This window comes from Empedobacter stercoris (assembly GCF_025244765.1).
GTDB lineage: Bacteria > Bacteroidota > Bacteroidia > Flavobacteriales > Weeksellaceae > Empedobacter > Empedobacter stercoris.
Genome location: NZ_CP104209.1, coordinates 1260603 through 1280030, shown reverse-complemented (window position 1 = coordinate 1280030; position 19428 = coordinate 1260603). Strand labels below are relative to the sequence as shown.

Here is a 19428-nt window from a genome sequence, read left to right as displayed (position 1 = left end):
ATTATAAGTTTGCATAGTCCAATACTAATAATCATCCTATGAGAGAGCTAAAATTATATACAGAAAATACAATTCTTGATTTTGGAAAATACAAAAGAAGTACTATTAAATATGTATTAGATTCTAATCCAGAATATTTGAAATGGTGTATAGAAAATGTAAGTTGGTTTATTATTGGAGAAGATTTGTTTGCACCAATTTTTAAGACTCATTATGAAATGGAATTATTGCATGCGATGTTAAATGAAACAAAGCAGCCTACTTTTGCAGAGGTAATCTCTGGATTTAAAAAGATCAACGATTCTAAATTTAAAGAATTAGAAATATTGAAAAATCAAAATTATGAAGATGATGATTATTTTGATGATGATTACTACGACGATTGGATAAATGACATGCAAGACAATTGGTTATCTTATGCAGCAGGTACTGATGATCCTGAAACAATGAATGATGTTTATTGGAACTTAGATTAACAATTATACATCATTATAAATTTTTAAAATATAAAAGAAAAAATGAAAAATTACATACAAGTAAATAATTTTAGAAAATATATTTCAACTCCTGAGATTGAGTTGAATGATTTAAACTTTTTTGTCGGAACAAATAGTTCTGGTAAATCGACAATCGTAAAATCATATTTATTGATTTATAATTTTCTTAAATCAGGAAAATTATTTGAAATTGATTTTTCTGATGCTCTTTATAAAGATTTAAATATTCAGGATTTCAAAAAGCAAATTTGCCAATTTTCTGACAATAATGATACTATGAAGTTTAATGTATCTTTAAATGATTTTAATTTTGAATTAGAACTTGGAGAGCATCAAAAATCAAATTTCGCAAAAGTTTTATTGTTTAAAATTACAGATTTAAAAAACAATATTGCTTATAAGTATCATTTTAAAAAAGGAAATTTAATGAATTTACCTATCGGATATGATTCTGAAAATAGTGAAATGATGTATGGAGATCAACTAACTGAAAATTTATTTACAGTTTCATTTATAAATAATCAAGATTATGTCGAGGATATATTAGATATGATCAAGAAAGATGAAATGATGAATACTAATGATGAATTTACTTTAGAACTATTAGCAAAAGAGTATGTTATATTATCAAATGGAGAAGAGTTTAGTGATTATTCAATTGATTTTATTCCATTAAATTACAATTTACCTAATAATTTAAATAATGCTATAAAAAGTACTTTAAAAGATTATGATGATTTATTAGGAAAAGAAATTAAATTCTTAATTGATGATTATATAGAAAAATACAATCCAACAAAAGAAGAAATTGTAGCTCATTATAGAATTAAATCTATTTTAAAATCCGAAAATTTTTATGATAAAATCTTTTTTACAGGGAATAGATTATTAGACTTTATAGAAGATAATAATTTGCTTTTTCTTCCTTTAGCGTTCAAAAAATATACTAATTTGAATTCAATAGTAGATAAGAGTAATGATTTAGCTCAATTAGTTCATAATTATTATTCAGCTGAAGATAAAAGTAAAAATTTAGCAACTGAATTTATAAATTATTGGATAGGAAAGGAACATTTTAATATCGGTAAATCTTTTGAAATTAACTTTTATGGTGGAGAAGCTTACGAAATTTTAATCATTGAAAATGAAGGTGTCAAAATACCTTTGACAGATAAAGGGACTGGAAATGTTCAAATTTTTAAAATCTTATTATTAATTGCAACTCAAATAAAGAGTTATGTTTTTAATCCCACAATTATTTTGGAAGAACCTGAATTGAATTTACATCCTTCTCTTCAATCTAAGTTGGCAGATTTGTTAATTTCAACTTATAATGATTCGAATAAATATCATCATTCAAAAGATTCAAAGTTTCAATTTATAGTAGAAACCCATTCTGAATATTTAATTCGTCGATTACAGGTATTATCAATTCAAAATAAATTGGATCGAAATAATTTAAGTATCACATATTTCCCAACAGAATTAAATCAAGATCCATATCAATTGAAGATAAATAAGGACGGTTCTTTAGACAAGAACTTTGGTTCTGGATTCTTTGATGAAGCTGGAAATCATATGCTTGAATTGATGAGATTTAATTTGACAAGTAAGAATTAATATGAACATTATTTTAAATTATCATCAACTTAATGAAATTTTTCTAAATAAAGATAAATATGAAGATTGGTTTTATATCTTAGATAAAGCTGAAGTTAAAATACATTTATATCTAGCAGATTTAGAGTTGGATGATTCAATTAAATCAAGGATATCAGATTTTAGTCTTTCGTTTAATAACGGAAGTAATATTACAATCTTCAATAATATAATAGATATTGATATTGAACCAAACTATGTGATATTAGATAAAAGAATAAGTGTAATAAATAGAGGTAATTTACTTGTAGATGATGCTGTTTTACAAAATCCCTTTAAATTAAATTATTTTAAAAACTTAATTAAAGGGAAAACTTCAAATAATTGGAAGGTATTATTTAATGAAAGAAACCTAGTGAGTAATTCATTGATTATTAACGATCCATATATCTTACATATAAATGATAATAAAAGAAATAGAAATAATGATAAAGCAAATAATCAACGTGATATAAATATTTTATATTTAATAGATTCAATATTACCAAAAGATTTAGATGTGCCTTATCATATACTGATAGTAACAGATAAGAATAAAGATTTGAAGGATTTTCAAATTAATACGTTCTATAAATATATTCCTGATTTAATTACTAAAATAGAAAGTTTAAGGTCTTATGAAATAAAGGTTGAAGTAGTTATAGATAAGGCTTTTCATAAAAGAAAATTATTTACCAATTTTTTAAATGTAACCACAGATAAAGGGTTTAAGATTTTTGATGATCAAGAAGATGAAGTGTTAGATAATAATGATTTGCTTATAGAAACTATGTATACACGTAATAATACAGATTCATCAGGAGATACCCAATATGATGAAATGAAAATTAGAATTTTAGAGTTAAAAGAATATTTGAAAAAATCTTTAAAGCTAAGTAATCTGAACTCTTTAAGCATACATGATAAAACATATTATTTCTCAAATTTTGAACAAACAGAAATAATTGAAATAAAGAATAGATTGTTTAATGCAATAATATAGAACAATGTTAAAAATAACCATCTAATTTGTTATGGATATATTGAATTACTTCGGCCATTTAGAATTAACGAACGATCAACATAAAGCGATAGAATTATTAAACAATTTTATTGTTAATGATGAGCACATATTCCTATTAAAAGGATATGCAGGAACTGGTAAGACAACTTTATTAGCAGGACTCATAAAATATTTAGATTCTATAGGGAAAGCTCATGAAGTAATGGCGCCTACGGGTCGAGCATCTAAAATATTAAGAAATAAAACAGGATATGGTAAAACAATTCATCGTTCAATTTATAAATTAGAATCAGTTGATGTTATTCAGAATAAAGAAGAGGAAACAAATGCTTTAATAGAAATAAAATATCCAATAAGATCTTTAGAAAATGATGGTAGTATCTTAATTATTGATGAATCTTCTATGATTTCATCAAGAGAATCAAAACAGGCTTTATTTAAGTTTGGAACAGATAATTTATTGAAAGATCTTTTGACATATGCTCAAATAATTGATAAAAAAACAAAAATAATTTTTGTTGGAGATCCAGCACAATTATTACCTGTAGGAGATAATAAATCTTGGGCATTTGATAGGTCACTATTCACAAGTAAGAATTTTTTAGTTAATGAATATGAATTAAAAGAAGTAAAGAGGCAAGATAAAAACTTAATTTTAGAAAACTCGAACATTATTCGTCAAGTTATAGATAACGAAAAAGTAACTGAATTAATTTTTAATTATGATAACTACTCTTTTAAAAAAATAGGTCAAAATGAAATTATAGAAAATTATTTAATAGAAAATCCAATCCCAGAATTAAACTCAAGTATAATCATTGCTTATTCTAATAATGCTTGTTATGAATACAATTATTTAATTCGGGAACAATATTTTCCTAATAACAAGACAATTTCTGAAGGTGATATTGTACAAATTGTTAGTAATGTATACTCTGGAGTGACAGAGATTTTTAATGGAGATTTCGCAAAAATACTTACTGTTTCTCAATCTACTGAAAGTATTTCAGCTCCTGTTTATACTGAAGTTAATGGAAAAAAAATTAAGAAAGTAATCACAGTCAATTTTAGAAATGTAATTATTAAATTAGATAATTATTCTGATGCTATTCCAGTAAAAATAGTAGATGATTTATTGCATTCTCGCAATAGAGACTTGACATATGAAGAAATAACAGCAATTTATCTAAACTTCGTGATCAAATTTAATGAACAACAGAATATTTTAAAAGAAAAAGGATTAGAGAGTTCTGAAGTAGGGTCTAAAGTTTTTAAAGATGAATTATTATCTGATCCATATGTAAATGCTGTTAGATGTAAATTTGGTTATGCTATTACTTGTCACAAAGCTCAAGGTGGGGAATGGGATAAAGTATTTATAGATTACACAGGACGTGTTAGCTTAAAGAAAGACCCCTTAAGATGGTGTTACACTGCTACAACAAGAGGTGTAAACAAAGTGTATGCTATCAATCCACCACATTTTACTAAGTTTAAAAAATTTGAAATAGGTAATATTACTAAAATTTCTAAAATACCAAAAGAAGCAATAATTTTTGAAAATATTATACAATCTCCTTTTCATTCTGAAAGTCAACATTTATGTAAAAGTAAAAAATATTGGGATATTCTTTCTTTATTAGAAGGAACTAATTATTCAATTAACAATGTTTTTTCTACTGATTATTTAGAAAGATATACAATAGAAAACAATGGAGATTTATTAATCCTAGAAGGGTATCATAATGGAAATGGTTATTTCGAAAAACCATTTAAACTAACTTCAGGAAATGATCAAAAACTTGTAGATATATTTAATCAACCTCCCAAATTAAATTATAAAATAAATTATCAGCCTTCTTCCTTAATATTTGAAGAGTTATACTCTTTTATTCAATCTATCTGCTTGGAATTGGAAATTTATATTTCAAATATTGTTGAAAGTATAGAAAATAATTATATAAACTATTACTTTATATCAGATAACTACTATTCAAATATTCAATTTTATTTTAATAAAGAAGGTAATCTGACGAAAGCTTTACCTAAAACAAATAATATAGAAAAAGACATAAAATTTTCTAACCTTTTAACTAAATTAAAAGAACTTTCTAATGAATAATAATCAACAAATAAAAGAATTAAGACAAGAAGGTAAATTACAAGAAGCCTTAGATTTAGCATTGATTAATTTAGGAAATGAACCTGAAAATATTTGGAATAAAAGAGCTATAGGTTGGGTTTATTATGATTTTTTAAAAGCACATTCTGAAAAAGGTGATTTTGAAGCTTTTATTACTGTAATTGACAATATTCTCAATTTAGAGTTAAACGATGAACAAATGCTAATCAATAATCTGATTTGGCCTATTAACAAAATGGCTTATCAGTTAGCTAATAGCAATCCGATTGATAATAATAAATCTGACATTCTATTTCAGAAAATTTATAGTTTGAATTTTGAAAAACCTTCACAAAATTTTTCAATACTAATAAAATCTTTGCATAAATTATTTAAAGATAATCCTAAATATATTTCGGTTATCGATTGGGTTGGGTTAGAGAATTTAAATGAACATGATTTTCAAGAAGAAGAATTCAATAACCGTAAAATAATGGCATTAGCTCAACAAGTTTTTATTAGTTATGCTAAGCATTTAGAGCAGGGAATATCATTAGATGCTTATGGAGGGCAAAAAGAATTTGATAGGGAAAAAATAAATTGGTTTTTACCAAAACTAGATCAAATAATTAATGACTATCCTCAATATGTATATCCACCATATTTTAAGGCCAAATTATTATTACGTATTGGAGGTGATAATATAATGGAGAGTTACTTACCTTTTGCAAGACAAAAAAGAAACGACTATTGGGTATGGCAATTAATGGCAGAAATCCATAAAAATAATTCTGAGATTGTTTTTAGTTCATATGCGAAAGCTTTAACACTAAAAACATCTGATGATTTTTTGGTTAAAATTAGACAAACATTTGCAGATCTATTAATTCAAAAAAATATGTTCTCAGAAGCAAAATATGAAATAGAAAATATTGTTTCGGTTAAAAATAAAGGTGGATTTAAAATCCCATTTCAAATAACTCAATGGCAGAATTCTGATTGGTACATTAACACTAATTCTACTAAAAATAATTTCAATCTTTACAAAGAGAATAGTAGTTTAGCAGAAGAATTATTATATCAAGATATTCCTGAAGAACTTGCTATAATTGATTATGTAAATCTTGAAAAAGGAATAATTTCTTTTACTATAAATAAAAATAAAAGAGGTTTTTTTAAATATAATGGAAATATTAAAGCTTTAAGGATCGGAGATAGTATAATGATTCGATTTAATGGTAAACCAAAAGAAAATTTTTATAAAATTTATTCTTTAAAGAAAAGTAATACAAAACATGATTTTTTAAAAGAAATTTCTGGAGTCGTTAAAATTATACCGGCTGGAATAGGATTTCTTGAAGATGTTTTTATTGAAAAGTCATTGCTAGAAAAAAAAGGTATTATAGATGGAGAGTCTATAAATGGAACTGCATTGTTATCTTTTAATAAAAAGAAAAACGATTGGGGTTGGAAAATGTTGAAAATTCATGATAACTAAACCAATCGTAAAATAATAAATTAATGAACAACACAATCGAACAAAACGTTCATATATATTCCCCAAGCTCTATTATAGGCATTTTTAATAATGCATTAAAAATAAAAGAAACAGTTTCCTTAGTCTTTTTAAAAGGAAAGTATGTATATGGTCAAGGAAAATCATATGCAGGTTATTATTATGATTTTGTTTATTCAGAAAGTTCGCCTGTAAGCATTGGAGTAAAAATATCGTCGTTGTTACGAACTAAAATTATAAATAACGAAGCTTACGTTTTAAGAGGTTTTATCGAAAAGAAAATTAAAAATTCTAGTATAGAATTAGTTTTTGTGGTGGATGAAATTATTCAACAAGAAGAAAAGACGATTTCTGAAGAAGATTTACAAAAATTTGAAATTCTTCAAAAGAAGTTGAATCAAGATTCTAAAGATTTAGAAACTTTTATTCGAGAAAAACTATCTAACAAAGAAACAATTAGAATAGCCAATATCTATGGTCATAATGCAATAGTACAACGTGATTTTTATGAAGGATTAGGTATTGCAGCAAATGAATTTCTGATTGATGACTATACGTGTAACATAACTTCGGCAACATCAATTTTTGATAAATTATCCGAATTAAAAATCAAAGATTACGATATTATTGGTATAGTACGAGGTGGTGGTGATAAACAAAGTTTTGATGCTTTTGATGATGTTAAACTGGCTAATTATTTTATTTCAATCAATTCTTTAATGATTACCGCTATTGGACATACAGTTGATGAAACTTTGCTTGATAAATTATCAGACAAAAGATTTAATCTTCCTTTGGATTACGGTGTGGGATTAAATAAAATTATCGAGAAATTAACGTTAGAAAAATCAAATTCAAGAGCCGCATTAATCAATGAAGTGAAATTAGATGTTACCAAACAATTTAACGAGCAAGTTAAAACTTTAGAAACTCAATTAAATAAAAGGAATTTAGAGTTTAAAGCGCTACAAGAATCTTCTCAAAAATCTGTAAAAGATTTGTCTGAGGAAATTCAAAAAATGAATAAATCTCGAACAGAAGAAATTGAAAAAACTAAAAAAGATTTAGCAGAAATCTATCAAAAGAATTCAACTATTTCAATTGAAAATGAAAAAAATAAAAACAAACTTGAGTTACAAAGATTAAATCAAGAAATTTCAAATCTTAAGAATGCTAAAAATGAAGGTACACCAATTTATGTTTATATAATTATATTGATTATTGGATTAATATTAGGAGCTGTTCTCTTTAAGTAATTTTTACCAATGCACTTCCCTTGCGCACTTCGCATTTAAGTTTGCTAAACAATCTTTAAAAATAGTTTGATATGAAAACAAAAAGAGAACATTTAGCAAACTTTCACATTGCGGGACTTACTTTTTACGAAGCTGCATTATGTTTCAAAAAACTAAAAGTCGGAACAGAATTACGTTTAGAATTAGAAACCGAAAATAAATTCGATGCCAGAGCTGTAGCCATTTATTACAACGATTACAAATTAGGTTTTGTACCTCGTTCAGAAAATAGAATATTCTATAAATTGCTTGTCATGGACTATAATAGTATCTTTGACGTGGTGATACAACAAGTAGATCCTACCGAACATCCCGAACAACAAATTCGTGTAGTTGTTCATCTTAAACAAAATAACATTCAAGAAAATTAAATCATGATAACAGGCGAAATCAAATCTCAAATCGATAAAATTTGGAACGACTTCTGGACAGGAGGAATTTCTAATCCATTAACGGTTATCGAACAATTTACCTACCTAATTTTCTTGAAACAATTAGACGACAGACAAATCCTAATTGAAAAAGAAATCGCAATGTTAGGGGCATCTCATAAAGAATTAATCTATTCTGATAAGCAAAAACCATTGCGTTGGAGTTTCTTTAAAGACAAAGAACCAGAAGAGATGATGGAGATTTTCACGGTAAAGAAACCTGAATTAGACAACATCACAGCATTCGATTTTATGAAAACCATTGGTGCCGATGGCGGTAAGTTTTCAGAATACATGAAAGGGGCAACTTTTATGATTGCAACGCCTAAATTATTGGATAAAGTCGTTCAACAAATCGATAAATTACCGCTCGATAAAAAAGATACCAAAGGAGATTTGTACGAATATATGTTGTCTAAAATTGCCGAAGCGGGTACAAATGGACAATTCCGTACACCTCGCCACATCATTCGTATGATGGTCGAATTAATGCAACCAACAAAAGAAGAAACGGTATGCGACCCTGCCATGGGAACTGCGGGTTTCTTAGTCAATGTAAGCCAATACATCCAAGAAAAACACAACGATTGGTTCCTAGACGAAGAGTTCCGTAACCACTACAACAGTAAGATGTTTAATGGAATTGAAATCGACCCGTCGATGATGCGTATCGCGATGATGAATTTACAATTACATGGCATTGATAATCCTGTAGCAATCGATGGAAGCGCTTTAGCCGAAAGCAATGCCATTGCCAACGAATATTCATTAATTTTAGCCAATCCACCATTCAAAGGAGCTTTAGATTATGATGAGGTAGAAAAAAGTTTGTTGCAAACAACCAAAACCAAGAAAACCGAATTGTTATTCTTGTCGCTTATTTTACGCATGCTAAAATTAGGCGGTCGTGCAGCAGTTATTGTTCCAGATGGCGTTTTGTTTGGGAGTTCTACCGCGCACAAAAACATCCGCAAAGAGTTGGTAGAAAAGCAATTGTTGCAAGGGGTAATCTCAATGCCGAGTGGTGTTTTCAAACCCTATGCAGGGGTTTCTACAGCGATATTAATCTTTACAAAGACCAACTCTGGAGGTACAGATAACGTTTGGTTTTATGATATGAAAGCCGATGGATATAGCTTAGACGACAAGCGCAATCTACTGATTTCTGAAGAAGCTTTAGCTCAAGTTTTCTCAGAACCCGAAAATATACTAGAAGAAGTTGCTGACAAATGCGATATCCCATCTATTCTAATGGATTGGCACAAACTACAAACATTAGATAAAAGTGCGGTTGCTGAGCTTGTCGAAGCACGCACTCAACAATCCTTCCTTGTCCAGAAAGCCGAAATTGTAGCCAACGATTACGACCTAAGCATTAACCGATACAAAGAAGTCGTTTACGAAGAAGTACACTACAATGCACCAAAAGACATTATCGAAGACATCAAAAAGTTAGACGCCCAACGCCAAGCTGCTATTGTAGAACTGGAAAAACTTTTAGCGTAATGGAGAAAGTATTATTAACAGATATTTGCAGACCAAAACAATGGAAGACGATTTCTACTTCACAATTAAAAGAGAATGGTTATCCAGTTTTTGGAGCAAACGGTATTATTGGCTTTTATGATGAATACACTCACGAAGAACCAACGTTATTAATTACTTGTCGTGGTGCTACTTGCGGAACTTTAAACATTTCATTACCTAAATCTTATGTAAATGGTAATGCAATGGCTTTAGATAACTTATCAAAAGATTATGATTTAAAATTTTTATACTATTATTTATCTCAAAGAGGATTTAATGATGTTATTTCAGGTTCTGCTCAACCGCAGATTACAAGAGAAAACTTATCAAAAGTAAAAGTATTAAAACCCGCATTAGAAATCCAAAAGCAAATTGTCGAAAAGCTGGACAAGGCACAAGAAATCATCCGTTACAACGAAGAAATCATCGCCAAATACGATGCCCTTACCCAATCGCTCTTCCTCGATATGTTTGGCGATCCCGTGAAAAATGAAAAAGGGTGGGAAATGGTTAATTTTGAAAATGTAATGAGTTTAAAAAGAGGATATGATTTACCTGTTCAAGATAGAATTAAAGATGGAAAAATACCAGTTTTTGGTTCTAACGGAATTTTAGATTATCACGATACTTATAAAACAGATAAACCTTGTTTAATAACAGGAAGATCTGGTACAATAGGATTAATTCATAAGTCTATAGAGCCTTGTTGGCCTTTAAATACTTCATTGTATTCTTACAAGACTAATGATAATAATATTATTTTCTTAGAATATTTATTAAGGTATTTTAAAATTGAAAGGTTTTCTCACGGTGCAGGTGTTCCAACTTTAGATAGAAAATTAGTTCATAAAGAAAATATTCCAAATATTCCACTTGAACTTCAAAACCAATTCGCAGAAAGGGTTTCGGCAATAGAAACACAAAAACAGTTGGCAGTACAAGCCTTGCAACAAAGCGAAAATTTATTCAACAGCTTATTGCAACAAGCATTTAAAAAGTAAAACAAATATGGTAAATCTTTCATCGATAGCCTACATTCAGCAAGAACAATTAAAAGCATTAATTCCTTTCCAAGAACTTAATGCATACCTAAAAACCAAGCAAAGAGGGTTATATTGGATTTGGACAGCTTATACGTTCGATGAATTGGCGGCGATGGAGTATCAACCCAATGTAGGTAGTCGTCATGTAAACATGGCATACCTCACAAATCAACGAAAAGATTTTCAAGGGATTTGTAAAGTCAAAGCCAAGAACTATCAAGTGATATACAACGGGATTGGAGGCTATAAAAACCAATTAAAGCCAAGTTTTGGTCTGAGGGAACGTATTCGGCAAGAATTTAACTGTAATAACCCAAGGACAGGCACGTTAAATATTATTAATACAAATTTAGACACCGACCAATTTGCCGTTTCATTTTTTAATTTCGATGATCCTAAGCATCACGAAGTCTTACCCTTCTTAAAAGAAGAAAACGCATATAACAAGTATGCCAGCGAAATAGAAAAATTATGGCGGTTACAATATGGCCATCCTATTTTGTGCAGACATTAAATAGATCATAGAAAAGCACAAAGAAATCCTTTGTGCTTTTTTGATATATTGCTAACTTACACTTTCTAATCAACAACACAATGAACTCTAATTTCACCTTTCTAAAACACGAATATCCTATATGGTACAAGGACATGCAAGAAGCAGAAAAATTTGCTTTCACTGCACCTCGCCATGCAGCGGTATTATGTCGTATCACTTTAGAAAATGCTATAACTTGGTTATTCGATAACGACGAAGAGTTAGATCGCCCATACGAAACACATCTCGCTGCTTTATTGTTCTCAGATTCTTTTAAAACGATCGTAAAACCATCAATGTTTCAAGAAATTGATGTGGTGCGTAAAATTGGAAACAATGGAGCTCATGGTAAAAAAGTAACTGGATACGAAGCGTTACAAGCTTTAAAAAATATGTTTCGTTTCTTATCATGGATTAGCAAGTACTACAGCGAAACAGATCCGATTATTCCTCCGTTCGATGAAAAAGTTATTCCTTACGGAAACGAACAAGATAAATCTCAAAAAGAAATTGAAAAATTACTTCAAGAGAACGAGGAAAAAAGACTAGCGCACGAAAGAGCCATTAAACGTGAACAGCAATTAGCCGAAGAAAACGAAAAACTTCGTGCTGAAATTGAAGCCAAAAATCAATTAATTGCTGCGCGTAAAGAGGAACGTATCGAACAATATCAGCAAACAGTTGATGTGCCCGAATTAACTTCTGAAAAAGAAACCAGAAAACAACTGATTGATTTAGCATTAAGGGAATCAGGTTGGAATAATTTTGTAAATGGACACGATGTTGAATATCCAATCCATAACATGCCTGTTTCAGCAAATCCATCAGGTAATGGTTTTATCGATTATGTATTATGGGACGATAATGGCAAACCATTAGCAGTGGTCGAAGCAAAAAGTACCTTAAACGATGCAGACAAAGGAAAATACCAAGCCTTTTTATATGCCAACGCTTTAGAAGAAAAATTTGGACAACGACCAATTATTTTTTACTGCAACGGATATAAAACCTATTTATGGGACGATACATTTTATATTCCAAGAAAAGTTTCAGGATTCTATACCAAAGAAGAATTACAGACTTTAATTCGTAGAAGAACGGAACGCAAGGATATTCGTAGCTTTCAAGTCAATAAAAATATAGTCGAACGTCCCTATCAAATGCAAGCCATACAACGTGTAGCCGAAGCTTTTGTAACTTCTAACGAAACTTCTTTGGTAGGTCGTAACCGTAAAGCATTATTGGTAATGGCAACAGGGAGTGGTAAAACACGTACATCCGCAGCCATAGTCGAAATGTTGACAAAATACAACTGGGCAAAACGTATTTTATTTTTAGCAGATCGTACAGCTTTAGTTAAACAAGCAAAAAATGCATTTAACGAGCATTTACCAAATTTATCAACGGCCAATTTAACGGAAGAAAACGACGTAAAAGATACGCGTGTTGTTTTTTCTACTTATCCAACGATGCTAAATCGTATTGATGAGGTAAAAAACGAAGGAGATAAATTATTCGGAATTGGTCATTTCGATGTCATTATTATTGATGAGGCTCACCGTTCGGTTTATCAAAAATACCAAGCAATTTTTGAGTACTTTGATGCATTGCTAATTGGATTAACTGCTACACCAAAAAAAGACATCGATAGAAATACGTATGATTTATTTGATATTGAAGACGATAACCCAACGTTTGCATACGAATTAGATGCAGCTGTAGAAGCAGGATATTTAGTGCCTGCAAAAGCCTATAAAGTGCCTGTGAAATTTCAACGAGAAGGGCTTAAATACCGCGAGTTATCAGAGAAAGATAAAAAACATTTCGAAGAAGTGTTCGGAATCAATACGGATGAAGATCTTTTAGAGGATGTGGAAATTCCAAGCAACAAAATCAATAGTTTTCTTTTCAATGCAAAGACGGTCGATTTAGTTTTAGAGCATTTAATGAACAATGGACTAAAAGTAGAATCGGGTGATAAATTAGGTAAAACAATCATCTTTGCGAAAAATCATAAACACGCTATGTTTATCGAAGAGCGTTTCAATAAAATGTATCCAGAATATGGAAACAAATTTTTACAAGTCATCGATAATCAAACGAAATACGCACAAGCTTTATTAGAAGATTTTTGTTACGACAAGGGTCCTGATAAAATGCCTCAAATTGCAGTTTCTGTAGACATGATGGATACAGGGGTCGATGCACCTAGAGTTCTAAATTTAGTGTTCTTTAAAGAAGTGAAATCCTACACTAAATTCTGGCAAATGGTGGGGCGTGGAACACGAAAATGTGCCAATGTATTTGGTCCAGGAAAAGACAAAGAATTCTTTTTAATTTTTGACATTTGTGGCAACTTCGAATTCTTTGAAGAATTTCCAGATGGGCATCAATCAACAACTGTAAAACCTTTACAGCAACGTTTATTTGAAGCACAAACAGAAGTTGTATTTACAATTCAAAGCAACACGAAAGCAACAGAAGAAGAAAAATCTTTTGCAGATGATTACATCAAACAATTGCATCAAAAAGTGGTCGCATTAGACGATAAACGTTTCGAAGTGCGTAAACATTTGGAAGCTGTATTAAAATACCGCGACATTAATAATTGGTACAGTTTAAACAATTCATCCATCTTAGAAATTCAAAATCATATTTCGCATTTAATTTCATACAACGAGGATAAGGATGAAATGGCTAAAAAGTTCGATTTATTAATTTATCAATTAGAATTAGCAATTTTAAATGGGGAAAAAAGACAGCAAAAATTAATTTCGAACATTGCTGAAATTGGAAAAGCCTTAGAAGGTAAATTAAATATTCCTTCAGTAAAACCAAGTGAAGCAACCATCAAAGCAGTTTCAACAGATCAATTTTGGGGCGCTATTTCATTGGCACGTATTGAAGCTTTACGTGCTGAATTACGCGATTTAATTCAATTCTTAAAAAACACAAATCAAGAAAAACCAGTGTACACATACTTGGAAGATTCTTTGGATAATAATAAAGTGGAAGAATATGATTTAATGGCGACATATACTTCTTTACAAAGCTATAAAGACCGTGTCGAGAATTTTATTCGTAAGAATAAGAATCATATTGTTATTGATAAATTATACAAAAATATTCCGATTACTCAGCAAGAATTAGAATTGTTAGAAAATTTCTTCCAACACGAACAATTTAAAGTAGAAGAAATAGAAAAGGAATACCAAACAGATTCATTAACCTTATTTGTTCGTAAAATATTAGGATTAGAAAGAACTGCTGTTGAACAACATTTCACAGATTTCATTCAAGCAGAAAATTTAAATTCTAATCAAATTATTTTTGTAGAAAAAATCATCGATTACCTAAATGTGAATGGGGTGCTAGACAAAAAAATGTTGACACAACCTCCATTTACAGATTATAGTGATTCTGGTATTTTTGGAGTGTTCGAGGATACGGCTAAAATTGGTAAAATCATACGATTAATTGATGAAGTTAACGAGAATGCACAACGTGTTTCTTAATATTAATTTCTTTTGAACAAAATACGATAAAAATCCTTCACAACACGTGGAGGATTTTTTTATAAAGTAAAAATAACTATGCAAATAGGTTGCATAAATGAGCTGTAAACTTGCAATAGAAATTAATTAATGTTTAAAACAAAATTCAAATAACGATGAAAAAGATTCTATCATTAGTTCTAGCTTTACTATCAATTAATATGTTGTATGCTCAAGAAAATATTGAACAATTAACGTATGAGAATACACAAGACATTAACTTCTTTAATACCATTAAAAATGGTACAGAAGTTAATCAATACATTACCAGTAGTAAAAATACTGTAAGTATTGGCGATACTTTAATTTTAGGTTCTCCTACGTCTGAAGAGATTAGAACAAAAACTGTAGCTGGTTCTTATGGCAATCAATTAAGAGGTGGTATAGGACAATCTAGAGGTGTTTCAAAAAAAACTTACGAATTTATACAAATGGGAAGACCTGCTGGTTTTGGTAAAATAATGGCAGCAATGAATGGTGATGCTCCTAGTATGGCTGACAATAGTTTTAAAAATACGAAGGTAATTGTTAAAGAGATAAAAACGTTTCACAGAGGGAGTAAAAATAAACCTTTATATGTAGTAATGGTACTAGGTGAAATAAATGGAAGAGCATTTGGTGTTAATAAATATTTGAGTGTCATGGATTCAGAATTAGCAATAGAGTCTGGTGAAATACTATTAAAGAATAGAAAAATGACTCGTGAAGAAGCTATCGAAAAACTTAAAGAAGCTAAAGAATTAATGGAAATTGAAATGATGACGAAAGAAGAATTTGATCAATTAAAAGAAGAGTTAACTCCTATTATTAAACAATAATAATTTATGACGAAACCTCAATTCTTATGTTGAGGTTTTTTATTAATCCCCTCGTATAATTTTCATTCCCCATTAAAGAAATTTGTATCGAAAAGTAAGGCGAAAACCCCATAAAACAGTTTCCTATAAATACTCATATCAACTTTTTACATATATTAACAAACAATAAAACTAACGCAATATGATACAAATGACACTTTACCAAAAAGCAGAAATAATGGACTTAATCAATATCGAAAAACAAAAAGTAAATCAAATCCAAGCAACAGATAAACAAATCGACCAAATGGTTTACGACTTATATGAACTAACCCCAGAAGAAATCCAAATTGTAGAAAATGCTTAACGAAAAGAATTGTTTATGGTGTAATTCACCACTTACTGAACATAGTAAAAAGAAGATAGCTCATACTATTCCTAAATCAATTGGTGGTAAAAGAAAATATGATTGTGAATGTGATTCTTGCAATGAATTATTTGGTAATCCAATAGATAATAAATACAATTCTTTAGAAAGTTCGTTTACTTCTGTAATTGGCTATATAAAGTATATTTTAAATAATGATTTAAACAAAAGTCATATTATTAAACCAAAAAGTCATTTTTATAGCGTAAAATTACTAAAAGATGGTAAGTTGAAATTAGATTTTAAAGATGTTTTAAAGAAGAGTACATTTTATTCTAATAGCTTTTTTAATTTTTTTAAGAAAGCTTTTTTCAAAATATTCATATCGGAATTTTATACTGCCTATCCCAAAATTTATAATAAACTTGATCTTGAATTTTATAAGAAATGTATTTTAAATGATAATTATGATATTCCATTATTTATGTGGAAAAAGGATTATATCTATCTAGTAGCTGACCAAAAAATTGAATTAGATGATATGAATCTAATTCACATAGAATATGATTATTTATTTGAAGATGATAATATACTTGAATTTGAATATTTAGGTTTAATATTTATAATGTTGAAAAAGGATATTTCCATTAATGATCTTCATAATTCTCTTTATATGAATATAAAGCATAAATCAACTAACGGTAATTTTTCATTTCAAAACGCAGAAATAATTGAATTAAAAAATTCTAAACAGATATTTGATAGATTCAAGGACTAAGTAGAGTTTAATATTATCAAATATTCTCCTCAAATTAAAAAGTATAGTATATATCATTTAAGAATTTTAAATTTCTAACTAAATCAAAATCTAATTCAGGCTTTTAATCACTATCATCGAACAACCAACCTCAATAGTTTAGATAGACTTTTAGATAAAATAATAAATGCGAGATTCCACAAGATTCTCGCATTTTTTAGTCCTAATTGTAAATCGTCAGCAAAAAGTGGACATCTAAGACCTAAAATTTAAGGTAGTGTTTTAAAAATCATTAACTTTAATTATGGCAACATCCAAAAAACCAACTCCAGAGAAATATGTAAAAGATATTCGTCAAAATACAAGACGAATATTTACAGCGGAACAAAAGATTTTAATTGTAATGGAAGCTTTACGAGCAGAAACTTCGATAGCTGAACTTTGTAGAAAATATAGTATTAGTCAATCTCAATTTTATAAGTGGAATAAAGAATTTCTAGAAGCTGGAAAAAAGCGATTGTCTGGAGATATTACTCGAGAAGCTACAAGTGACGATGTAAGTGAATTACGTAAAGAAAACCAGCGTTTAAAAGAGATTGTAGCTGATTTGGTTGTACGTTATGATATCGTAAAAAAAACCTTGAACTCGTTGGATTAAAAACAAAATTCAAGAAATATATGCGATTATCAGCAAGTGAAAAACACGAAATTATACAGATTGTAACTCGCTCTGAAATTGGAGTTAAACGTACTTTAGAGGAGTTCGGAATTGCACGGAGTACCTTCTATAAATGGTACTCAAATTATTTAGAAAATGGATTTGAAGGTTTAGAATCAAAAAATTATTCAACCCATCGAAAATGGAATAGTATACCTGATTCTCAGAAGGATTGTAAATCGTCAGCAAAAAGTGGACATCTAAGACCTAAAATTTAAGGTAGTGTTTTAAAAATCATTAACTTTAATTATGGCAACATCCAAAAAACCAACTCCAGAGAAATATGTAAAAGATATTCGTCAAAATACAAGACGAATATTTACAGCGGAACAAAAGATTTTAATTGTAATGGAAGCTTTACGAGCAGAAACTTCGATAGCTGAACTTTGTAGAAAATATAGTATTAGTCAATCTCAATTTTATAAGTGGAATAAAGAATTTCTAGAAGCTGGAAAAAAGCGATTGTCTGGAGATATTACTCGAGAAGCTACAAGTGACGATGTAAGTGAATTACGTAAAGAAAACCAGCGTTTAAAAGAGATTGTAGCTGATTTGGTTGTACGTTATGATATCGTAAAAAAAACCTTGAACTCGTTGGATTAAAAACAAAATTCAAGAAATATATGCGATTATCAGCAAGTGAAAAACACGAAATTATACAGATTGTAACTCGCTCTGAAATTGGAGTTAAACGTACTTTAGAGGAGTTCGGAATTGCACGGAGTACCTTCTATAAATGGTACTCAAATTATTTAGAAAATGGATTTGAAGGTTTAGAATCAAAAAATTATTCAACCCATCGAAAATGGAATAGTATACCTGATTCTCAGAAGGATTTAATTGTAGAATTAGCGTTGGATTATCCTGAATTATCTGCTAGAGAATTGGCTTTTAAAATGACCGATGAATTAGGAATTTATATTTCAGAATCGAGTGTTTATCGAATATTGAAGCAGAGAGATTTAATTCCATCACCTAATCATATTTTAATTTCAGCCGCAAACGAATTTAAAGATAAAACGAATTTTGTTCATCAAATGTGGCAGACTGATTTTACTTATTTTAAAATTATAGGATGGGGATGGTATTATTTGAGCACAATTTTAGACGATTACAGTCGATATATTATTCATTGGGAATTGTGTAGCTCCATGAAAGCTGAAGATGTGAAAAGAACTGTAAAAACAGCAATTGAAAAAGCGAAATTAAAGACGAAACAGAAACCAAAATTATTATCGGATAATGGACCTTGTTATGTGTCAAGTGAACTAAAAGATTACTTGAAAAATACGCAAAAAATGGAGCATGTTAGAGGTAAACCACTACACCCGCAAACACAAGGGAAAATCGAAAGGTATCATAGAACAATGAAAAATGTAGTGAAATTAGATCATTATTATCATCCTGATGAGCTGAAAGAAGCTCTAAATAAGTTTGTAGAAAATTATAACAATTCTAGGTATCATGAGGCTTTGAACAACCTTACACCTTCGGATGTTTATTTTGGTAGAGCAGATAAAATTTTGGAACAAAGAGCAATTATTAAACAACAAACAATTGCAAAAAGAAGGCAGTTGTATTTTCAAGAAAAAATAATAAATTTATAA

The 19428-nt window shown here is 29.3% G+C and carries 17 protein-coding genes; all 17 read left to right on the top strand.

Going from position 1 to position 19428, the window contains the following annotated elements; genetic code table 11:
• The first annotated feature begins 38 nt into the window (after positions 1–38).
• The gene (locus tag NZD85_RS06015; RefSeq protein WP_260544215.1) at positions 39–476 is read left to right on the top strand and encodes an exodeoxyribonuclease X C-terminal domain-containing protein; all 438 of its coding nucleotides are present in this window, start codon (positions 39–41) and stop codon (positions 474–476) included.
• Between the two features lie 42 nt (positions 477–518).
• A complete protein-coding gene (locus NZD85_RS06010) occupies positions 519–2117 on the top strand; it encodes an AAA family ATPase (RefSeq protein WP_260544213.1) in 1599 nt (532 codons plus the stop codon).
• A 1-nt stretch (position 2118) separates the two neighbouring features.
• On the top strand, positions 2119–3138 hold the full coding sequence (locus NZD85_RS06005) for a hypothetical protein (RefSeq protein WP_260544211.1): 1020 nt from the start codon (positions 2119–2121) through the stop codon (positions 3136–3138).
• Positions 3139–3169: 31 nt separating this feature from the next.
• Positions 3170–5281, top strand: coding sequence for an ATP-dependent DNA helicase (locus NZD85_RS06000; protein WP_260544210.1), 2112 nt, complete (start codon positions 3170–3172; stop codon positions 5279–5281).
• Positions 5274–6779 (top strand): DUF7017 domain-containing protein, encoded by a 1506-nt coding sequence (locus NZD85_RS05995; protein ID WP_260544209.1) that lies wholly within the window; start codon positions 5274–5276, stop codon positions 6777–6779. The genes NZD85_RS06000 and NZD85_RS05995 overlap by 8 nt, the downstream gene beginning before the upstream one ends.
• Positions 6780–6802: 23 nt before the next feature.
• Positions 6803–8053 (top strand): exodeoxyribonuclease VII large subunit, encoded by a 1251-nt coding sequence (locus NZD85_RS05990; RefSeq protein WP_260544208.1) that lies wholly within the window; start codon positions 6803–6805, stop codon positions 8051–8053.
• A 71-nt stretch (positions 8054–8124) separates the two neighbouring features.
• The gene (locus tag NZD85_RS05985) at positions 8125–8463 is read left to right on the top strand and encodes an HIRAN domain-containing protein (protein WP_260544206.1); all 339 of its coding nucleotides are present in this window, start codon (positions 8125–8127) and stop codon (positions 8461–8463) included.
• A 3-nt stretch (positions 8464–8466) separates the two neighbouring features.
• On the top strand, positions 8467–10029 hold the full coding sequence (locus NZD85_RS05980) for a class I SAM-dependent DNA methyltransferase (protein ID WP_260544204.1): 1563 nt from the start codon (positions 8467–8469) through the stop codon (positions 10027–10029).
• Positions 10029–11051: a restriction endonuclease subunit S gene (locus NZD85_RS05975; protein ID WP_260544202.1), complete on the top strand. Its 1023-nt coding sequence runs from the start codon at positions 10029–10031 to the stop codon at positions 11049–11051. The genes NZD85_RS05980 and NZD85_RS05975 overlap by 1 nt, the downstream gene beginning before the upstream one ends.
• Before the next feature lie 7 nt (positions 11052–11058).
• On the top strand, positions 11059–11607 hold the full coding sequence (locus tag NZD85_RS05970; protein WP_260544200.1) for a hypothetical protein: 549 nt from the start codon (positions 11059–11061) through the stop codon (positions 11605–11607).
• An 80-nt stretch (positions 11608–11687) separates the two neighbouring features.
• Positions 11688–15143, top strand: a complete 3456-nt coding sequence (locus NZD85_RS05965; RefSeq protein WP_260544197.1) for a DEAD/DEAH box helicase family protein — start codon at positions 11688–11690, stop codon at positions 15141–15143.
• Between the two features lie 155 nt (positions 15144–15298).
• On the top strand, positions 15299–16000 hold the full coding sequence (locus NZD85_RS05960; RefSeq protein WP_260544195.1) for a hypothetical protein: 702 nt from the start codon (positions 15299–15301) through the stop codon (positions 15998–16000).
• A 181-nt stretch (positions 16001–16181) separates the two neighbouring features.
• Positions 16182–16346: a hypothetical protein gene (locus NZD85_RS05955; RefSeq protein ID WP_260544192.1), complete on the top strand. Its 165-nt coding sequence runs from the start codon at positions 16182–16184 to the stop codon at positions 16344–16346.
• A complete protein-coding gene (locus NZD85_RS05950) occupies positions 16339–17124 on the top strand; it encodes an HNH endonuclease (RefSeq protein WP_260544191.1) in 786 nt (261 codons plus the stop codon). Before NZD85_RS05955 ends, NZD85_RS05950 begins: the two co-directional genes overlap by 8 nt.
• 283 nt (positions 17125–17407) lie before the next feature.
• A complete protein-coding gene (locus tag NZD85_RS05945; RefSeq protein WP_225540762.1) occupies positions 17408–17761 on the top strand; it encodes a transposase in 354 nt (117 codons plus the stop codon).
• A gap of 20 nt (positions 17762–17781) precedes the next feature.
• The gene (locus tag NZD85_RS05940) at positions 17782–18039 is read left to right on the top strand and encodes a helix-turn-helix domain-containing protein (RefSeq protein ID WP_260544183.1); all 258 of its coding nucleotides are present in this window, start codon (positions 17782–17784) and stop codon (positions 18037–18039) included.
• Positions 18040–18070: 31 nt separating this feature from the next.
• A protein-coding gene (locus tag NZD85_RS05935) for an IS3 family transposase (protein WP_396127089.1) occupies positions 18071–19428 on the top strand; the annotation gives its coding sequence in 2 pieces (ribosomal slippage) (positions 18071–18406 and positions 18409–19428; 1356 coding nt in all).

What these genes read in the sequence shown, in the direction of transcription:
- NZD85_RS06000 (WP_260544210.1), top strand. Translation starts at nt 3,170, where the DNA reads ATGGATATATTGAATTACTTCGGCCATTTAGAATTAACGAACGATCAA.
- NZD85_RS05985 (WP_260544206.1), top strand. Translation starts at nt 8,125, where the DNA reads ATGAAAACAAAAAGAGAACATTTAGCAAACTTTCACATTGCGGGACTT.
- NZD85_RS05965 (WP_260544197.1), top strand. Translation starts at nt 11,688, where the DNA reads ATGAACTCTAATTTCACCTTTCTAAAACACGAATATCCTATATGGTAC.
- NZD85_RS05975 (WP_260544202.1), top strand. Translation starts at nt 10,029, where the DNA reads ATGGAGAAAGTATTATTAACAGATATTTGCAGACCAAAACAATGGAAG.
- NZD85_RS05955 (WP_260544192.1), top strand. Translation starts at nt 16,182, where the DNA reads ATGATACAAATGACACTTTACCAAAAAGCAGAAATAATGGACTTAATC.
- NZD85_RS06015 (WP_260544215.1), top strand. Translation starts at nt 39, where the DNA reads ATGAGAGAGCTAAAATTATATACAGAAAATACAATTCTTGATTTTGGA.
- NZD85_RS06005 (WP_260544211.1), top strand. Translation starts at nt 2,119, where the DNA reads ATGAACATTATTTTAAATTATCATCAACTTAATGAAATTTTTCTAAAT.
- NZD85_RS06010 (WP_260544213.1), top strand. Translation starts at nt 519, where the DNA reads ATGAAAAATTACATACAAGTAAATAATTTTAGAAAATATATTTCAACT.
- NZD85_RS05950 (WP_260544191.1), top strand. Translation starts at nt 16,339, where the DNA reads ATGCTTAACGAAAAGAATTGTTTATGGTGTAATTCACCACTTACTGAA.
- NZD85_RS05990 (WP_260544208.1), top strand. Translation starts at nt 6,803, where the DNA reads ATGAACAACACAATCGAACAAAACGTTCATATATATTCCCCAAGCTCT.
- NZD85_RS05960 (WP_260544195.1), top strand. Translation starts at nt 15,299, where the DNA reads ATGAAAAAGATTCTATCATTAGTTCTAGCTTTACTATCAATTAATATG.
- NZD85_RS05980 (WP_260544204.1), top strand. Translation starts at nt 8,467, where the DNA reads ATGATAACAGGCGAAATCAAATCTCAAATCGATAAAATTTGGAACGAC.
- NZD85_RS05945 (WP_225540762.1), top strand. Translation starts at nt 17,408, where the DNA reads ATGGCAACATCCAAAAAACCAACTCCAGAGAAATATGTAAAAGATATT.
- NZD85_RS05970 (WP_260544200.1), top strand. Translation starts at nt 11,059, where the DNA reads ATGGTAAATCTTTCATCGATAGCCTACATTCAGCAAGAACAATTAAAA.
- NZD85_RS05995 (WP_260544209.1), top strand. Translation starts at nt 5,274, where the DNA reads ATGAATAATAATCAACAAATAAAAGAATTAAGACAAGAAGGTAAATTA.
- NZD85_RS05940 (WP_260544183.1), top strand. Translation starts at nt 17,782, where the DNA reads ATGCGATTATCAGCAAGTGAAAAACACGAAATTATACAGATTGTAACT.